At 66.9% G+C, this 17,933-nt stretch carries 18 protein-coding genes; 9 read left to right on the top strand and 9 right to left on the bottom strand.

What is annotated here, in order from left to right; genetic code table 11:
- Positions 1–55 precede the first annotated feature (55 nt).
- Together J2Y54_RS08135 and J2Y54_RS08130 are read left to right on the top strand one after the other, a co-directional pair.
- Positions 56–358, top strand: coding sequence for a polyhydroxyalkanoic acid system family protein (locus tag J2Y54_RS08135; RefSeq protein ID WP_310038541.1), 303 nt, complete (start codon positions 56–58; stop codon positions 356–358).
- A 52-nt stretch (positions 359–410) separates the two neighbouring features.
- A complete protein-coding gene (locus tag J2Y54_RS08130) occupies positions 411–671 on the top strand; it encodes a hypothetical protein (RefSeq protein WP_310038538.1) in 261 nt (86 codons plus the stop codon).
- Here the strand turns inward: J2Y54_RS08130 and J2Y54_RS08125 are convergent.
- The 6 genes from J2Y54_RS08125 to miaB form a co-directional block, all read right to left on the bottom strand.
- The gene (locus tag J2Y54_RS08125) at positions 665–2,011 is read right to left on the bottom strand and encodes a sorbosone dehydrogenase family protein (RefSeq protein WP_310038536.1); all 1,347 of its coding nucleotides are present in this window, start codon (positions 2,009–2,011) and stop codon (positions 665–667) included. The genes J2Y54_RS08130 and J2Y54_RS08125 overlap by 7 nt on opposite strands.
- Before the next feature lie 3 nt (positions 2,012–2,014).
- Positions 2,015–2,929 carry a hemolysin family protein gene (locus J2Y54_RS08120; protein WP_310038534.1) on the bottom strand — a complete coding sequence of 305 codons (915 nt, stop codon included), beginning with the start codon at positions 2,927–2,929 and terminating at the stop codon, positions 2,015–2,017.
- A gap of 8 nt (positions 2,930–2,937) precedes the next feature.
- Complete coding sequence (gene ybeY / locus J2Y54_RS08115) at positions 2,938–3,447, bottom strand: rRNA maturation RNase YbeY (RefSeq protein ID WP_310038533.1); 510 nt, start codon at positions 3,445–3,447, stop codon at positions 2,938–2,940.
- Entirely contained in the window at positions 3,440–4,444 is a 1,005-nt protein-coding gene (locus J2Y54_RS08110) for a PhoH family protein (RefSeq protein ID WP_310038532.1), read from the bottom strand. The genes ybeY and J2Y54_RS08110 overlap by 8 nt, the downstream gene beginning before the upstream one ends.
- A 255-nt stretch (positions 4,445–4,699) precedes the next feature.
- Positions 4,700–6,574: a PDZ domain-containing protein gene (locus J2Y54_RS08105; protein ID WP_310038530.1), complete on the bottom strand. Its 1,875-nt coding sequence runs from the start codon at positions 6,572–6,574 to the stop codon at positions 4,700–4,702.
- Between the two features lie 183 nt (positions 6,575–6,757).
- Positions 6,758–8,068 (bottom strand): tRNA (N6-isopentenyl adenosine(37)-C2)-methylthiotransferase MiaB, encoded by a 1,311-nt coding sequence (miaB, locus tag J2Y54_RS08100; protein WP_310038528.1) that lies wholly within the window; start codon positions 8,066–8,068, stop codon positions 6,758–6,760.
- 83 nt (positions 8,069–8,151) lie between these two features.
- Between miaB and hisS the strand changes: the two genes are divergently transcribed.
- The 6 genes from hisS to J2Y54_RS08070 all read left to right on the top strand — a co-directional run bounded on the left by hisS (position 8,152) and on the right by J2Y54_RS08070 (position 15,477).
- Positions 8,152–9,483, top strand: coding sequence for a histidine--tRNA ligase (hisS, locus tag J2Y54_RS08095; protein WP_310038526.1), 1,332 nt, complete (start codon positions 8,152–8,154; stop codon positions 9,481–9,483).
- The gene (gene prfA, locus J2Y54_RS08090) at positions 9,480–10,553 is read left to right on the top strand and encodes a peptide chain release factor 1 (protein WP_310038524.1); all 1,074 of its coding nucleotides are present in this window, start codon (positions 9,480–9,482) and stop codon (positions 10,551–10,553) included. Before hisS ends, prfA begins: the two co-directional genes overlap by 4 nt.
- 38 nt (positions 10,554–10,591) lie before the next feature.
- Positions 10,592–11,416, top strand: coding sequence for a peptide chain release factor N(5)-glutamine methyltransferase (gene prmC / locus J2Y54_RS08085; RefSeq protein WP_310038523.1), 825 nt, complete (start codon positions 10,592–10,594; stop codon positions 11,414–11,416).
- A 257-nt stretch (positions 11,417–11,673) separates the two neighbouring features.
- Positions 11,674–12,423 (top strand): DUF4167 domain-containing protein, encoded by a 750-nt coding sequence (locus J2Y54_RS08080; RefSeq protein WP_310038522.1) that lies wholly within the window; start codon positions 11,674–11,676, stop codon positions 12,421–12,423.
- A 141-nt stretch (positions 12,424–12,564) separates the two neighbouring features.
- Positions 12,565–13,917 carry a DUF4139 domain-containing protein gene (locus J2Y54_RS08075; RefSeq protein ID WP_310038521.1) on the top strand — a complete coding sequence of 451 codons (1,353 nt, stop codon included), beginning with the start codon at positions 12,565–12,567 and terminating at the stop codon, positions 13,915–13,917.
- Positions 13,918–13,926: 9 nt separating this feature from the next.
- Positions 13,927–15,477 carry a hypothetical protein gene (locus J2Y54_RS08070; RefSeq protein WP_310038520.1) on the top strand — a complete coding sequence of 517 codons (1,551 nt, stop codon included), beginning with the start codon at positions 13,927–13,929 and terminating at the stop codon, positions 15,475–15,477.
- On the opposite strand, the gene J2Y54_RS08065 is transcribed toward J2Y54_RS08070, so the two are convergent.
- Positions 15,474–15,758, bottom strand: a complete 285-nt coding sequence (locus J2Y54_RS08065; RefSeq protein ID WP_310038519.1) for a hypothetical protein — start codon at positions 15,756–15,758, stop codon at positions 15,474–15,476. The genes J2Y54_RS08070 and J2Y54_RS08065 overlap by 4 nt on opposite strands.
- Before the next feature lie 65 nt (positions 15,759–15,823).
- Here J2Y54_RS08065 and J2Y54_RS08060 point away from each other — a divergent pair, with 65 nt between their 5' ends.
- A complete protein-coding gene (locus J2Y54_RS08060) occupies positions 15,824–16,252 on the top strand; it encodes a CBS domain-containing protein (protein ID WP_310038518.1) in 429 nt (142 codons plus the stop codon).
- On the opposite strand, the gene J2Y54_RS08055 is transcribed toward J2Y54_RS08060, so the two are convergent.
- Positions 16,249–17,718 carry a lipopolysaccharide biosynthesis protein gene (locus J2Y54_RS08055; RefSeq protein WP_310038517.1) on the bottom strand — a complete coding sequence of 490 codons (1,470 nt, stop codon included), beginning with the start codon at positions 17,716–17,718 and terminating at the stop codon, positions 16,249–16,251. The genes J2Y54_RS08060 and J2Y54_RS08055 overlap by 4 nt on opposite strands.
- Positions 17,678–17,933, bottom strand: a 256-nt coding sequence (locus J2Y54_RS08050; protein WP_310038516.1) for a hypothetical protein, incomplete at its 5' end; no start/stop codon positions are given. The genes J2Y54_RS08055 and J2Y54_RS08050, both read right to left, overlap by 41 nt.

The following is a 17,933-nucleotide window of genomic DNA, read 5'->3' as shown; positions in this document are numbered from 1 at the left end:
ACAGATACAAGCGTCGCGCCTATCATCGCGCTCCACGTTCACACAAGGAATTGCCATGGCGAAGCCGGTTGCCGTCGACATCCCCCACACGCTCGGCCGCGAGGGAGCCCGCCAGCGCATTGCCGGAGGGGTCGACAAGATCGGATCGCTGTTCCCCGGCGGCGTGACCAGCGGCGAGCGCTGGGACGGCGATACGCTGCATTTCACCGTGACGGCGATGGGGCAGAGCGTGTCGACCAGCCTGGAAGTCGGCGACACGCATGTTCATGCCGTGGTGGAGTTGCCGATGATGCTGTCGCTGTTCAGCGGTCAGGTCCGCGACATTCTGGAACGCGAAGCGCCCAAGCTGCTGCGCTGAGGGAACCGGCGCGCGGCGGCGTGGTTGAACGGGGCAAGAGGAGGACCCCGTGATGCCGCGACCCTGGCCCGTCATTGCCTTTACCCTGCTGGCCGTTGCGGCGATGGGCGGGTGCGCCGGAACCGTGGCAGGGCATTACACCGTCACCGGGATGATGCCGCTGGCCCGACCCGGCGGCGTCCCCGATCATCTCGCCGAAGTCCGTGCGCGCGATGCAGTTGCGGCGCAGGGTGACGCGTGGGGCGGGTTGCGTCCCCCTGGCCAGGAACAGGCGTGGCGCACCCCTCCCGCCCAGTTCGCCGCGGCCTATTGAGCGCGCGGCGCGGCGGCGCTGACCCGCCAGATCGTGTTGCCGACATCGTCCGCCACGAGCAGCGCGCCGGTGCGGTCTGCAGTCACCCCAACCGGGCGGCCCTGTGCCTTGCCCTCGGCGTCGAGGAAGCCGGTCAGCACATCGACCGGCTTGGCATCGGGAACGGGCAATCCGCGCTCGCCGAACGGAACGAATACGACCTTGTAGCCCGCCGCCGGCACGCGGTTCCACGACCCGTGCAGGCCGACAAAGGCGCCCTCGGCAAAGCTGTCGCCGAGCCTGACATCGGTTGCGAAGGTCAGCCCGAGCGGGGCGGTGTGCGGGCCCATCGAATAACTTGGCCGCGCGCTATACTCGCGCAGATCCGGGCGCTCCGGCTGGACGCGCTTGTCGACATAGCCGCCCCAATAGTTCCACGGCCAGCCGAAGAACTGCCCGATCGTCACCTGGGTCAGATAGTCGGGCGGGCCGTCGGAGCCGAGCATGTCGCGTTCATTGACCACGGTCCACAGGCGTTGCGTATCGGGGTGGAGCGCGAGCCCGATCGGATTGCGCAGTCCCCCGGCATAGACGCGGAAGCGCTTGGCCTGCGGATCGACCTCCAGGATCGTCGCGCGGTTCTTTTCGACCTCCAGCCCCTTCTCGGCGATGTTCGAGGCGGAGCCCACGCTGACCAGCAGCTTGCCCTCAGGTCCGGCGATCACATCGCGGGTCCAGTGATTGCCGCCGCCGGGCAGGTCGACGACCTTCTCGCCCTTGCCGGTGATCTTGGTCACCCCGGGCCGGAAGGGAAACCGGATCAGCGCATTGTGATTGGCGACGTAAAGCATGTCGCCGACCAGCACCATGCCGAACGGCGAATCGAGCCCGTTGTCCGCGGTCAGCAACACCGACCGCGCTTCGGCCACGCCATCGCCGTCGGCATCGCGGAGCAGGGTGATGCGGTTTGCCGAAGCGCCGCCCGCGCCGGCGCGACCCATCAGATGCTTCATCACCCAGTTGGTGATGCCGCCCTCTTCACGCGGCGGCGAATTGCTTTCGGCAACCAGCACATCGCCATTGGGCAGGCGGTAGAGCCAGCGCGGGTGATCGAGCCCGGCGGCAAAGGCGTTGACGGCCAGCCCCTTTGCGGCGACCGGCTTGGCCCCGGCGGGCCAGCCGACCGCATCGGCGATCTTGACCGTCGGGATCGTCTGCGCGCGCGGATCGGCCAGTTTGGGCCGCACCCCGCTCGTCTCCGCCAGGCTGTACTGCGCAACATCGGGGCGTGAGGCGAACCAGTAGGTGCCTGCGCCGATGACGGCGATGGCGGCGGCGGCGATCAGGAGTTTGCGGCGCAATGGTCAATCCTCAGCTTCGACGAGTTCTTCGGGCGGATGCAGGCGCAGGCGCCGGACGCGGGTCGCATCGGCCTCAAGCACCTCGAGCGTCCAGCCGCTGGGGTGTTTGAGGCATTCGCCCGCCTCCGGCACATGGCCCGCCAGGACGAAGGCGAGACCGCCCAGCGTCTCGATATCCTCTTCGACCTCGCCCAGCCGCGGATCGATCGCCGCCGCCACATCCTCCAGCTCGGCGCGGGCGTCCGCGTCCCAGCCACCGGTCTCGAGCGGCACCCACAGGGCTTCGGGTGCATCGTCATGTTCATCGTCGATCTCGCCGACGATTTCCTCGACCAGATCCTCGATCGTGATCAGACCGTCAGTCCCCGAATACTCGTCGAGAACGATGGCAAGGTGGGTGCGGCTGGCCTGCATCTGCGCGAGCAGGTCGAGCGTTCCCATCGATTGCGGCACGTAGAGCGGCTGGCGCATCAAATCGGTGATCTTGGCGGGCGGACCGGCACCGGCGGCAAGGACGGCGAACACGTCCTTGACGTGGATCATGCCGATCACCCGGTCGAGCTTCTCGCGATAGACCGGCAGGCGGCTATGGCCCGCTTCGGCAAAAATCTGGACAAGCTCGGCAAAGCTGGTCGCTTCGTCGACCGCGATGATGTCGGCGCGCGGAACGCCGACATCGCCGGCGTCGCGCTCCCCGAAGTGCAGCAGATTGCGGAGCATCTTGCGCTCGAGCGGGGACAGGTCGCCCTTGGCCTGCTTGCCGTCGGAGTCCTCCTCCGCCTCGTCGATCGCGTCCTCGATCCGCTCGCGCAGGGTTTCCTCACCCTCGCCGCCGAACAGCAGGGTCCGCAGGCCGCGCCATATCCCGCCTTCGCCGCTACTGTCGCCGTTCCCGTTGCTACTGGAACCGTCCGCCATCCTAGAGTTCAATCCTCGCGTATCAGATAGGGGTCAGGGATCCCCAAGGTTGCCAGCGCTGCGCGCTCCATCGATTCCATCGCTTCGGCTTCGGAATCCCCCTGATGGTCGTAGCCTAGCAAATGCAGGACCCCATGGACAATCAGGTGCGTGGCGTGTTGCTCCACCGTGAAGCCCTTTTCCTCGGCCTCGTGGGCGCACACCCCATGGGCAAGGATGATATCGCCCAGAATCACCTCGCCATCGTCGCTGTTCTGGGTCAGCGATTCGATCAGGTCGGGCTCGATCATCGGAAAGGAGAGAACGTTGGTCGGCTTGTCCTTCTGCCGATATTGCGCGTTGAGCTGATGCACCTCGGCATCGTCGGTCAGACGCACTGCAATCTCGATCGCCGCGTCGCTGGTGGTGAGATAGCCATAGGGCGTCTGCGCCACCGCCGCGGCAGCGGCCTTTGCGCCGATCATGTCCCAGTCGAGTTCGGGCCAACCGGGTTCGGTCTGGACGGCAACGTCAAGCATGCTCGTTCTCATACGCGTCGACGATACGGCCGACGATCGGGTGGCGGACGACGTCCCCGATGCCGAAGCGGACGAACGCCATGCCCTCGATCCCCTCGAGCTTGTTGACCGCGTCGTTGAGGCCGCTTGCCGAGGGACCGCCGGGCAGGTCGGTCTGCTTGGGGTCGCCGCACACCACCATGCGGCTGTTCTGGCCGAAGCGGGTGAGGAACATCTTCATCTGCATCGGCGTGGTATTCTGCGCCTCGTCCAGGATAACGAAGGCGTCGGCGAGGGTGCGGCCGCGCATGAAGGCAATCGGGGCGATCTCGATCTCGCCGCTCGCGATCCGCCGCTCGACCTGTTCGGCCGGCAGGCAGTCGTAGAGCGCGTCGTAGAGCGGACGCAGATACGGATCGACCTTGTCCTTCATGTCGCCGGGCAGGAAGCCGAGCCGCTCGCCCGCCTCGACCGCGGGGCGGGAGAGGATCAGCCGCTTGACCGATCCCGTGATCAGCTGCGCCACCGCCTGCGCCACCGCCAGATAGGTCTTGCCGGTGCCCGCCGGGCCGAGCGCGAAGATGATGTCGTTCGAGATCAGCGCGCGCATATAGGTCGTCTGGGTCAGCGAGCGCGGGACGATCGTCTTGTTGCGCGTGCGGATCATGATCGGAGGTGCGGTGCCCTCGTCATGCTCGGCGCGGACGATGCCGGTCAGCAGCGGTTCGGTCGCCATCGCGATCACCGCGTCGATCAGCCCGGTGTCGATCGCCTCGCCCCGAATCACGCGGCTGTGCAGTTCGATCAGTACTTCGCGAGCATGGGCGACGGCCTCGGCGCTCCCTTCGATCACCACGCGCTGACCGCGCGCGTGGATATAGACGCCGAGCCGCTCCTCAAGCGCGAGGATATTGCTGTCATATTCGCCGAACAGTTGTGGAAGCAGCTGGGGGCGATCGAAATTGACCTCCACCCGGGCGCGCTGACCCTGCTGGGCTGGGACTGGCTTGCGGCTCATGCTGTCCTTTCGCTGGCTGGAATGTCACAATATTGCGCGTCGATCGCGGTCAGCATTGGCCGACAAAGCTGACAGAAATGCGCGTGGTGGGGCGACAGCGGGCCATGATGGGCCGAACCGGTGTGCAGCGCGGAGGTTCCGTTTCGCATGTCGTGGTGCGAGAATGGCAGAGCCGGGGCGCGTAGGACAGCGGAAATGCTGCCCTCGATGCCGATTGACGCCGGGGGTGACGCAGCCGGGCAACAGTTGGATGCCCTAGTCGTTGCCCAGCCATGCACGGCGGAAGGCCAGCTGCGCCGCAGTCGGTCGGCCGCCCGTTTTTTCCAGCGTGACGATCGTCAGCCTGGGATCGGCAACCGGAGTGATCGTGACGCTGCCCGGCCCGGCGCGCGTCGTGAAGGCGATGGTCACTGGCTCGCCCGGCTTGAGCGCGGCGAGCGCGGCGCGGAAATCGGCGGGGCTGGCGATCTGCTGGCTGTCGAGCGCGGTGATCGTGTCGCCGCGTGTCAGGCCGGCGGCGTAGAGCGGGCTGCCGGGGACGGGGATTTCGCCGAGCCGGACGGGTTCGTCACCGCCGCCGGTGACGTTGGTCGCGCCGATCCAGGCGCGGCTGGCGTCGGCCGGGCGCAGCACGAGTCCGGCCTGGGCGAGCAGCGGCGCGAAATCGGGCAGGGCGCTGCCGCGGATATGCGCGTCGAAGAACTGCTTCGCAAAGGCCGGGTCGCGGGTCAGTTCGGCCAGGCCCGCTTCGAGATCGGCGGGGGTGTAGGGTTTGACCGGCGCGAAGTTGCGCTGTGCCGCGCCGTGCCGTTGCCACAGGTGGCGCATATAGGCGTCGAGATCGCTGCCGCGCTGGCGCAGCGTCAGGTCGAGCGCGAGCGCGACGACCGCGCCATAGGGGTAATAGGAGGCGAAAATACGCTCGTTCACCGGGTCGATCGACGCGGCAGCGTCGACGAAGGGTGCGCGCAGGCTCATTTCCTGGGGCGAGCCATAGCGGCGCGCGGAGTTGTTGACGATGAAGTCGAGCGTCCCGCCAAGGCTGGCGAGATAGGCGTCGAGCGGCATTTCACCCGCGCGGCGGATCGCCAGCGGGCCGTAATATTGGGTGAAGCCCTCTGCGAACCACAAGGACGGCGTCGGATCGGCCTGGGTGAAGTCGAACGGTTCCAGCTCGGCCGGGCGCAACCGCTCGACATTCCAGGCATGAATGAATTCGTGGCTGAGCGTGCCGAGCTGGGCGAAATTCCCCGCTGCCAGCGTGCGCGGCTGGCTGATGATGGTGGAGTTGCGATGCTCCATCCCGTCGCCGCTGATCTGCGGCACATAATCGGCGATGAAGGTGTAGGTGCCGAAGTCGAACTCCGGCGCGGTGCCGAAAATGCGGATCTGTTCGGCGACCACCTTCTTCGCCTTTTCGGCATAGGCGTCGATGGTTTCGGGCGTGTCGGCGCTGTGGACGGCGAGGCGGATCGTCTGGGTCTTGCCGCCCGAGCTGATCGTCCATTCGCGCAGATGATGGTCGGACAGCTCGGTCGGGCTGTCCAGGAGATATTGGAGGTGCGGCGCCCAGAAGGTCGTGGCGCTGCCCGTTACCGGGGCGAGCTGGGTCGCGATCTTCCACTTCGGGTCGGCGGGGCGGAAGGTGACGCGGATCGGGCGGTCGTCATAGCCGGCTGCCCAGATCAGCGTTGCCGGCATGTTGAGATGCGCGTGGGTCTGGTCGATCTGGGTGTAGGTGCCGTCGCCGCGGTCGCCGTACAGCGTGTACGCAAAGGTGACGGTGCCGTCATGGCCGCTGACGCGCCAGCTATACGGATCGCTGCGGTCGATCTTCAGATCGCGGCCCGCACCGTCCCTGGCCGAGACCGAATAGACGTTCTTGGCGAATTCATGGATCGCGTAGCGGCCGGGGGAGGAGCGCGCCATGCGGAACTCGACCGCGCCGGGCCTGAGATCGCGATAGGTGGCCGCGATCCGCGCCTCACGCTGCGCGGCATTGTCGAAGCTGAGTTCGTAGGAAACCGGGGCATTCGGGCCGGGGTCCTGGGCCTGCTGAGCCAGCGCGGTGGTGGCGAGAAGGAGCGGGGCGGCGAGCGCGAACAGGCGCGCGGTCGAGGTCAGGTGCATCGGATGAAGGTGGCTGAGTGGATGGGCGGTGTCCAGATGGGCATCCCAAATCCTCCCCGGAACGGGGAGGGGGACCAGCCGCAGGCTGGTGGAGGGGGCCCGGCACAAGGGAGTCCCTTGCCTCGGGCCCCCTCCACCACGCCGCTTCGCGTCGCGGTCCCCCTCCCCGTGCCGGGGAGGAATTTACAGCGCCACGCCCGCCAGCGAATTCGGCCCGGCGCTTTCGATCCGCACCGTCACCAGATCGCCGATCGCTGCGTCGGTGATGAGATGCACCGATTGCAGCCAGGGCGATTTGCCGAGCATCTGCCCCGGCAGCTTGCCCTTGCGCTCGATCAGCACGTCGCAAATCTTGCCGACGCTGGCGGCGTTGAACGCGGCCTGATCGCGATTGAGCGCGGCCTGCAGGCGCTGGAGGCGGTCGTCCATCACCGCTTCCGGTACTGCGCCGTCCATGTCCGCCGCCGGGGTGCCGGGGCGGGGGGAGTATTTGAAGCTGAAGCACTGGGCATAGCCGACCGCATCGACCAGGCTGAGCGTATCGGCGAACTCCGCCTCGGTCTCGCCGGGGAAGCCGACGATAAAGTCGCCCGACAGCGCGATGTCGGGGCGGGCGGCGCGGACGCGGTCGAGGATGCGCAGATAGGAATCGCGGCTGTGGCTGCGGTTCATGGCCTTCAGGATGCGGTCATTGCCCGCCTGCACCGGGAGGTGGAGGAAGGGCATCAGCTTTTCGACCTCTGCATGCGCGCGGATCAGCCCTTCCTTCATGTCGTTGGGGTGGCTGGTGGTGTAGCGGATGCGCGCCAGCCCAGAGATCTTGTCGAGCGCGGTGATCAGGCCGTGGAGGCCGGTGCCGGCGTCATCGTCCCATGCATTGACGTTCTGGCCGAGCAAAGTGATCTCGCGCGCGCCGGCGTCGACCAGCGACTTGGCTTCGTCGACGATCGCGTCGAACGGGCGGCTGACCTCGGCTCCGCGGGTGTAGGGCACGACGCAATAGGTGCAGAATTTGTCGCACCCTTCCTGCACCGTCAGGAACGCGGTCGGCCCGGTCTTGCGCCGGGCGGGGAGCGCGCCGAACTTGGCGATGGCCGGCATGTCGGTGTCGATCGCGCGGCCCTGGGCCGAGGCTTGGGCGACCAGATCGGGGAGGTTGTGATAGGCTTGCGGCCCGACGACGATGTCGACCTTGGCGCGGTGGGCGATCTCTTCGCCCTCGGCCTGTGCGACGCAGCCGGCGACGGCGATCATCGGCGCGGCGCGATCAGCGAGGCGGGCGTTCTTGCGGACGCGGCCGATGTCCGAATAGACTTTCTCGGTCGCCTTTTCGCGGATGTGGCAGGTGTTGAGGACGATCAGGTCGGCGCTGTCGGCGTCGGCCGCGGCGGTCATGCCCTGCGCCGCCATCAACTCGGCCATGCGTTCGCCGTCATAGACGTTCATCTGACAGCCGAAGGATTTGACGTGATAGGTCTTGGGGGTGGAGGTCATGGCGCGCGCCTATAGTGGATTGGCGGGGGCGGCGAAACCGCCTCTGGCGTTCCGCTCGCGCTGCCAATAGATAGCCGCCCCAAATGGCACGGATCGAAACCCCCAGGCGCGTGCGCGGCACGCAGGATATCTTTGGCGACGAACAGCGCCGCTTCGCCCGCGTAGTCGCGGCGTTCGAGCATGTGCGGCGGCTGTACTGCTTCCAGCAGGTTCAGGTGCCGGTGTTCGAGGCGACGAACGTTTTTGCGCGGTCGATGGGCGAGACGTCGGACGTGGTGTCGAAGGAAATGTATACCTTCCCGGACCGTGGCGACGAGCTGCTGACGCTGCGCCCGGAGTTCACCGCGGGGATTTGCCGGGCGTACATCACCGAGGGGTGGCAGCAATATGCGCCGCTCAAGCTGACCACGCATGGGCCGCTTTTCCGTTACGAACGCCCGCAAAAGGGGCGCTATCGCCAGTTCCACCAGATCGACGCCGAGATCATCGGCGCGGCGGAACCGCAGGCCGATGTCGAGTTGCTGACGATGGCCGACCAGCTACTCAAGGAGCTGGGGATCGCCGAGGGCGTGACGTTGCAGCTCAACACGCTGGGCGATGCCGAGACGCGCGAGGCGTGGCGCGCGGCGCTGGTCGCGCATTTCGAGGCGCATCGCGGGGAGTTGAGCGAGGACAGCCTGACGCGGCTCGAGAAGAATCCGATGCGGATCCTGGATTCGAAAGACCCGCGCGACCGGCCGATCGCGGATTCGGCGCCGGATATCGATGCCTATCTGACCGACGAAGCGCGGGCGTTTTTCGAGGCGGTGGCCAGCGGGCTGGACGCTGCGGGCGTGGCGTGGACGCGCAATGCGCGGCTGGTGCGCGGGCTGGACTATTACCGCCACACCGCGTTCGAGTTCGTCACCGACCGGCTGGGTGCGCAGGGCACGGTGCTGGCCGGTGGGCGCTATGACGGGCTGATCGGCAATCTGGGCGGGCCGGATACGCCGGGTGTGGGCTGGGCTGCGGGGATCGAGCGGTTGGGCATGCTGCTGGAGGCACCCGAATTCGAGGCTCCGTCGGTGGTTATCGTTGTTGAGGACGATGATTTGCTTACGCAGGGTCAGCGCATCCTAGCAGAACTTCGGCGTCGAGGGTTGGCCACCGAGATCGTCGCCAGCGGATCGGTGAAGAAGCGGTTCGATAAGGCCATCAAACTGAATGCCACTGCGGCACTCGCGATCAACGCAAACCTCATCGAAGATGGCGAATGCGCTAAACTGCGCTTGCGAAATACCCGGAGCGGTTGGGTGTTAGGTGGCGAGCAGCAATTGGCAATAGCTGAAGCCATTTTCGAGCTCTTCGACGTGAACGGACAAAAGCAGGACCTCGCGTACGGGCGCGAGATCGGGTTGCGGCTCAAGATCGCATGACCCGCATCTCCCCCGAGCGGATCGCGCAGATCGAGGCGCGGCGGGATGAACTGTCGGCGATGATGGCGACCGGCGATCTGCCGTCGGATCGCTTTGTCGCGGTGTCCAAGGAATATGCCGAGCTGGAGCCGGTCGCGGCGGCGGCGGGTGAGGTGCGGCGGCTGCGCGCCGAGGCGGTGAGCCTGGCGGCGATGACGCGTGAGGCCGACCCTGAGCTGCGCGCGATGGCGGCGGAGGAATTGCGCGCGAACGAGGCCGCGCTGGGGCGGGCCGAACATGCGCTCGCGCTGTCGCTGCTGCCGCGCGACGCGGCGGACGAGCGCGCGGCGATGCTGGAAATCCGCGCCGGGACCGGCGGGGACGAGGCGGGGCTGTTCGCCGGTGACCTGCTGCGCATGTATACCCGCTATGCCGAGCGGCAGGGGTGGAAGGTCGAGCTGATCTCCGCCTCCACCTCCGAAGCGGGTGGATACAAGGAAGTGGTCGCGAGCGTCGCTGGCAAGGGCGTGTTCGCCAAGCTCAAGTTCGAAAGCGGCGTGCATCGCGTTCAGCGCGTACCGGTGACCGAGAGCGGCGGGCGTATCCACACTTCGGCGGCGACGGTGGCGGTGCTGCCCGAGGCGGAAGAGGTCGATGTCGAGATCCGCAACGAGGATCTGCGCATCGACATCTATCGCGCGTCGGGCGCGGGCGGGCAGCACGTCAACACGACCGATTCGGCGGTGCGGCTGACGCATATCCCGACGGGCCTTGTGGTGATTCAGCAGGATCAGCGCAGCCAGCACAAGAACCGCGACAAGGCGATGCAGGTGCTGCGCACGCGGCTGTATGAACTGGAGCGCGAGCGGCTGGCGAGCGAGCGCTCCGGCGCGCGCAAGTCGATGGTTGGGTCGGGCGACCGGTCGGAGCGGATCCGCACCTATAATTTCCCGCAGGGGCGGGTGACCGACCACCGCATCAACCTGACGCTCCACCGGTTGCCGGAAATTCTCGAGGGCGAGATGGACGAGCTGATCGGCGCGCTGGTGGCCGAGGACGAGGCGGAGCGGCTGGCGGCGCTGGATGGATGACGGTGCCCAGTTCAAGCGCCTCGCCTGAAGGGGAGCTTATGACCGTCAGAGCGGCGATTGCCGATGCCGCCGCGCGGATTGCGTCCGCCACCCCGCGGCTCGATGCCGAATTGTTGATGGCGCATGCGTTGGGCGTGTCGCATCAGGATTTGCTGCTCAAGCGTTTGAACGACGCTGCTCCGGCCAGCTTCGACGCGTTGGTCGCGCGGCGGCTGAACCACGAACCGGTTGCTTATATCACGGGGTCACGGGGGTTCTGGACGGTCGAGATCGGGGTCGGGCCGGGCGTGCTGGTGCCGCGGGCGGACAGCGAGACGCTGATCGAGGTGGCGGTGGCGCATTTTGCGGGAAGGGCGGGGCCGAAGCGGGTACTGGACCTGGGGACGGGGCCGGGGACGCTGTTGCTGGCGGCACTCGCCGAGTGGCCAGAGGCGCATGGGTTGGGGATCGATGCGTCCGATACTGCGCTCGACTATGCGCGACGCAACGCTGGGACTTTGAATATTGCGGAACGGGTCGAGCTGCGGCGCGGCGACTGGGCTACCGGCGTCGATGGGCAGTTCGACCTGATCCTGTGCAACCCGCCTTATATCGGCGTTTCCGAGGAACTGGGGCCGGAGGTGCGCGACCATGAACCGCCAGGGGCGCTGTTTGCGGGCGCCGATGGGCTGGACGATTATCGCCGGATCGTCCCCGACCTGCCGCGACTGATCGTGCCCGGCGGGATCGCGGTGCTGGAGATCGGCTGGACGCAAGCAGCGTCCGTGGCGGCGCTGATGCGTGGTGCGGGGCTCGACCCGGTCCTCCACCATGATCTGGGCGGACGCCCGCGTGCGATCGCGGCCAAAATGCCGCAAAGTTGAACTATCGGTGCGCTGCACCAATATAAGGCTTGGAGATTGTTGCCACGCGGGCTAAGGATGAGCCCGGGGCAGGCACCAGCAACTTAAATCGTTGAAAAGGTTTGCCGACCCAAATCAAGGCATGTGCGCTGCTGATTGTCCGGCAGCCATGCGGGAGCCGTTTCGGTCCGAAGGGCCGTGACGGTGCGCGGTGTAACACGCATCCGGGATCGCTGTTTGACCGATGGCGGATTGAGTAAGGACAGGACACACAGACGTTGATCAACAATCGTCAGGCGAACAACGGTCGCCGTCGCGGCCGTGGAGGCCAGCGCCAGCAGGGCGGCGGCAACCCCAATTCGGGCAACCGCATCGACAATCGCGCACGTGGCAATGCCGCGCAGCTGCTTGAGAAATACAAGAACCTGGCCCGCGACGCGCAGATGGCGGGCGATCGGGTGAATACCGAATATTACCTGCAGTTCGCCGATCACTATTTCCGCGTACTGGCCGAGACGCGCTCGCGCTTCGAGGAACAGAATCCGCAGCAGCGCCGCCAACGCGACGAGTTCGACGGCGACGAGGACGAGTTCGAGGGCGAAGAGGGCGCGCGCGGCCAGGACGGCGAGACTGGCGACGAGGGCGACGAGCAGCCCGAGCGTCAGATGCGTAACGATCGCGACAATCGCGAGCGCGGCGATCGCCGCCCGCGCCGCGAGCGCGATGGCCGCGACAATCGCGAAGGCCGCGACAATCGCGACCGCGACACGCGCCGCGAGCGTCAGCCCCGTGGCGTCGAGGGCGAGGAAACGCCGGTCGCCGCGAACGAGGACGAGGCACCGGCCGAAGAGCGCCGCCCGCGCCGTGGCCGTCCGCGCCGCGACGATGTGAGCAGCGATTCGGGCCATGGCGGCGATATCGCCGCGGTCCTCCCGCCGGCACTGGGCGTCGAGGGCGAGGTGGTCGAGGTCAAGCCGCGCCGCCGCCGCGTCAAGAAGGACGAAGGCGAACCAGCCGCAGCGGAGTGACCCGCTTCGTCCGCTGATCCAGCAAAAGCAAAGGCCGGTCCGTGGCTTACGGGCCGGCCTTTTGTCATTGGCGGGCAGCTTGACCGTTGACATGGCGGGCCGGGTGGCGATGCTGCACCGACCAGATCGAAAGGGGATGCGATGCGGCGGTTGAGCTTGACGCTTGTGGCGGGAGTCGCGCTGTCGGGACCGCTGGCGGTGGCGCCTGCCGCTGCGCAATCGGCGCAGGGCGAGGTGGCGGTCACCATCTATAACAACAATCTGGCGCTGGTGCAGGACAAGCGTGAACTGCGCCTGCCCGCCGGCACCTCGAAGCAGGACTTCCCCGATGTGTCCGGCCAGATCCGGCCCGAAACCGTGACGATCGCGGCGCCCGGCGCCACGATTGTCGAACAGAATTTCGATTTCGACCTGCTCACCCCCGAATCGCTGATGGAAAAGGCAGTCGGCCAGACGGTCACGGTCGTCCGCAACGGTCAGAACCTGCCAGCCAAGGTGCTCGCCTATAATGACGGCACCGTGGTCGAGATCGGCGGGCGGATCGAGGTGCTGGGCAGGGAGGACCGGGTGATCTTCCCGTCGCTGCCGCCATCGTTGCGCGCGCGCCCGACGCTGTCGGTGACGCTGGATGCCGATGCGGCGGGATCGCGGCCGGTGACGCTGAGCTACCTGACCTATGGCATGGGCTGGAAGTCCGACTATGTCGCGCTGTTTGACGAAAAGGCCGGCAAGATCGATGTCCAAGGCTGGCTGACGCTCACCAACAACAGCGGCACGACCTACACCAACGCCAACACGCTGCTGGTCGCGGGCGCGGTTGGCGGCGGTGGGCGCGGCATGGGGTCGGTGATGGTGCCGGGGACCGAGACGGCGGGCCGCGAGCGGATCGGCGACTTCTATGTCTATCCGATCCCCGGCCGCACCACGATCGCGCAGCGCCAGCAGAAGCAGGTCAGCTTCCTCGATGTGGCAGGTGCGCCGGCGGCGAAGGCCTATGCCTATCGCAACCCGTGGCTTGGCCGGCAGGATCAGCCGCGCAGTGTCGACACGGTGCTGCGCTTCTCGTCCTCGAAGGAGGGCGGCCTTGGCGATGCGCTGCCCGCCGGGACGGTGCGCATCTATATGCGCGACGCGCGCGGGGCGCCGCAGTTCATCGGCGAGAATGCAATTCCCCACACCCCGATGGGGTCGCGGCTGGCGATCAAGACCGGCGAGGCGTTCGACGTGAAGGTCAAGTCGGTGGTGCAGACGCGCGAGCGCGCGGGATCGAACAAGTGGCGCACGACGATGGTCTATACGCTGACCAACGCCCGCGCCGAGCCGGTGGTGGTCGAGCTGTCGCAGGGCGGGCTCGACAGCTGGTGGAAGGATACGCGGATCCTCGAGGAAACCCAGGCAAGCGAGCGAATCAACGCCGATGAAGCGCTGTGGAAGGTGAGCGTCCCCGCCAATGGCGAGGCGGTGCTGACCGCGACCTTCGAAACGCGTTACTGAGGCGCGCCGGTGCGGCGTGCCGCCCTGTTGCTCGTTGCGTCCCTGCTGGGCGGGGCCGGCGGTGCGCATGCGCAAAGCGTGCAGACATCGGCTGGACCCGATGCGGTCGGCGTCACCATCTATCGCGCACCCGACCGCGATGCCGATGAGAAGATCGATCTCGACTGGCTCGGCGGCTATGCGCTGATCACCGAGACGCGGACGGTCAAGATCCCGGCGGGCCGCGCGGTGATCCGGTTCGAAGGGGTTGCCTCCGGCATCCTGCCCGAAAGCGCGATCGTCACCGGCCTGCCCGCCGGGGTGCGTGAGAAGAATCTCGACGGCGATCTGTTGTCCGCGGGGAGCCTCTATCGGCGCGGCTTTGCCCGGCCGGTGACGCTGCGCCGGACGCGCGATGGCAGGACGGTCGAGGAGCGGGCGGTGATTCGCTCCGGTCCGGCGGGCGCCGCGATCGTCGAGACCGAGCGCGGGATCGAGGTGCTCAATTGCGGCCCGACCGAGGATGCCATCGCCTATGACGGCGTGCCCGAGGGGCTGTCGGCCAAGCCGACGCTGTCGGTCGAGACCGAATCGCCACAGGGTGGCACCGCGACGATCACCCTGTCCTACCTCGCCTGGGGTTTTGACTGGCAGGCCAATTATGTCGCCACGCTGCGCGACGGCGGCGGCACTGGCGCTGGGCAGCGCACCGCGGACCTGTTCGCATGGGTCACACTGGCGAGCACCGACATGACCAGTTTCGCCAATGCCGAGACGATGGTGGTGGCGGGCAAGGTCAATCGGACGACGGGCCGGACCGCAAACCCGTTCGAGGATGCCGATCCGTTCGAATTCCGCTGCTATCTGCCCGAAGGGGCTGGGCCGGTCCCGCCGCCACCGCCCCCGCCGCCGGCGCCGCCACCCCCGCCGCCGATGATGGCCGCGCCGATGGCGGCGGCTGAAGTGGTCGTGACTGGCGCGCGTGTCCGGATGGCGCAGCAGGAGGACCTTGGCGATCTCAAGGCCTATCGCATTCCCGACCGCACCACTGTCGCCGCCAAGGCGCAGAAGCAGGTGGCGATGCTGGCCAAGGACGCGGTGCCGGTGCGCGTCGTGTATCAGGCGGAGATCGGGTTGTCGGACGCATCGGACCCGCAACTGATCGTGCGCGCGCTCAACAAGGAAAGTGACGGGCTGGGCCTGCCGCTCCCGGCCGGGCCGGTTGCGCTGTTCGAGCGGCAGGGCGAGCGGTCGCTGCTGATCGACGAATCGAGTACCGACGACAAGGCGATCGGCGAAGAGGTCGAGATCGAGTTTCCGGCGACCGCCAATGTCACGGTCGAACTGAAGCAGCAGCGGCCCAAGCCGCAGCGCTATGACCTTGAACTCGTCGTGCGCAACGCCAACCCGTTCCCGGTTCGGTTCGAGGGCGAGTTCGACATCGATCCGGCGCTGATGCGCGGGACCAGCGTCAAGCTGGGCAAGAAGGATGGGCTCAATCTGTGGGCGGTGACGGTGCCGGCCAATGGATCGCAGACGCTGACCTATCAGGTCCGGCTCCCCGATCCGCGACAGCGTTAATCGGGTTTCCGCCCCGTCACGTCGCGCGACCGCTCGTCATGGCCGGTGCCCGAGCTCAGAAATACCAGTCCCATCAGCGCACCGCCAAGCAGGATCGACAGCCCGACGCCGATCGCCATCGCGATCGACGCGTGCAGCTGGAACTCGCCCACCGCCAGATAGAGCGCTACCACCGCGACGATCGCGGAGCCCAGCGACAACAGGCCGACAAAGCCGAAGATGCGGCGGTAGCGGCGCCAGGCGAGGCGGGCATAATCGGGATTGTCGAGATTCGGCTCCATGCCCTTTCATTTGGGGACGAATCGTGGGACTCTCAACCGCCTCAACGCGAAGAAGGAGTCTGGCGATGACAATCGCGGCAATCCTGGGCGGCAAGGGGAGCGATGTCGTGACGATCGGTGGCGATGCCACCGTGCGCGATGCGGTGGCCCTGCTCGCCGAGAAGCGAATCGGCGCGGTGCCGGTGGTCGAGGGCGACCGGGTGGTCGGCATCTTTTCCGAACGCGACGTGATCCACTGCCTCGACCGCGCCGGGCCGGCGGCGCTCGACCAGCCGGTGCGCAGCGGCATGACCGCGCCGGCGATCAGCGTGACGCGCGACCAGTCGGTGCTGGCCGCGCTGTCGCTGATGACGCAGCGGCGGATCCGGCACCTGCCCGTGATCGAGGATGGCAGCCTGATCGGCTTTGTCTCGATCGGCGATCTGGTCAAATACCGGATCGAGAAGATCGAGGCGGAGGCTGACCAGATGCGCGCCTATATCCAGATGGCCTAGCGCCGGATCATCGCGATCGCATCGTCCACGGTGCCGCGCGCGAAGATCCACAGCCACGCAGCGTACACCGCGATGCCCGCAAGGGTGAGCAGCGCCAGCTGCGGCAGCGGCGCGAGCTGCGGCAGCACCCGGTCGACCAGCACGACGATCAGGGCCATCGCGACCGCCGCCGATACGGGCGGGGCAACCGCATTGCTCCACGCCCGCCACGACAGGCCGAGCACGGGCAGGCTGCGCGCTGCGGTGACGAACAGGAACAGCGGCCAGATTGCCACCCACGCCCAGGCCAGCCCGGTCACGCCCCAGCCTACCCCGACCAGAAAGGCGGCGGGGAGCAGCAGCGCGCCGATCGCCGCATTCTGCGCGCCCAGCCCGGGCCGTCCACGCGCATCGGTGGCCGGGGAGAACAGGACCTGAAGCGTCATGCACGGCATGGCGAGCGCGAGAATCTGGACGATCGGCGCGGCCTCGACCCACTTTTCGCCCAACGCGACGTGCACCAGCGGCTCGGCCGTCGCGGCGAGGCCGAGATAGAAGGGCATCGCAACGACCATGATCAGCCGGACCGAACGGGCAAAGGCGGTTGCGCTGCCCGTGGCATCGTCCTGCATGCGCGCATAGGCTGAGAAGGCGACTTCGTTGAGGGCCGGAATGAACTTCGACACCAGGATCTGCGCAAGGAACAGGCTGGTCGTATAGATGCCGAGCCAGTGCGGGTCGAAACTGCGCCCGGCGATGAAGACATCCGACTGGCTCTGCAGGAACCAGAAGAACTGACCCGCGGCAATGAGTCCGCCAAAGCGCGCAATTTCCCCGGCGCCGCGAAAGTCGAAGCTCGGCCAGATCAGCGCGCCCGCTGCCCAGGTCATGCCGATCGCGCGGGTGCCGAACAACACGATCGGTGCGAGCACGAGCGTCCATACGCCAAGCCCGGCATAGGCGCCGGCGACGGCCGCGAGCGCGCCGGCGACGGCGGAGAGCAGATTGACCTGTGCCTGACGCCGAAAATCCATCGCGCGCGACAGCAGCGCATAGGGAAAGGCAATGAACGGGGTAAAGATATAGAGCAGCGCCTGCACCTGCAGCAGATCGGCGACGATCGGTTGGCGATAATAGGCCGCGGCCAGCGGGGCGAGGGCGAACTGCAGCGCGCCGAGCCCGAAATTGAGCAGCAGCAGCATGCCGAACAGCTGGCGGATCGTGCGGTCGTCGACTTCGGGTTTCTGAATCAGCCCGCCGGCAAGGCCATAGCCGTTGAGCAGGTTGAGCAGCACGAGCACCACCTGAGTCATCGCGAACAGGCCATAGTCGCTGGGATCAAGCAGGCGGATGACGAGAAAGGTCGATCCCCAGGCAATGATCTGTCCCAGAATCTGGGTTCCCGATCGCCAGATCACGGCGCTGCGGACCTGTCGCCGCAGCGATTCACGGCCCGTTTCGGGCGATTCGGCGGCTGATTCGGTCATGCCACGGCACTAGCAGCGACAGGTTTATGCGCCGTAAACCGCAGATTTCCGCGACTTTCAGGCAAAGCGCAATAAAAATGCAAAATCCCTGTTGACCGAATCCGAAGCCGGGCATAGAAGCCACTCCACCGACGCGGTGCTCCAGACGGAACGCTTTGTTGGTCACCAAAAACCAGGCGCACGGTTCGCCCCGGAACAAGGGGTTAGACGGTGCG

Origin of the sequence: Sphingomonas sp. BE123, from assembly GCF_031456015.1 — a bacterium.
In the GTDB taxonomy this organism is placed as follows: Bacteria; Pseudomonadota; Alphaproteobacteria; order Sphingomonadales; family Sphingomonadaceae; genus Sphingomonas.
This window is presented reverse-complemented; position numbering and strand designations above follow the sequence as displayed.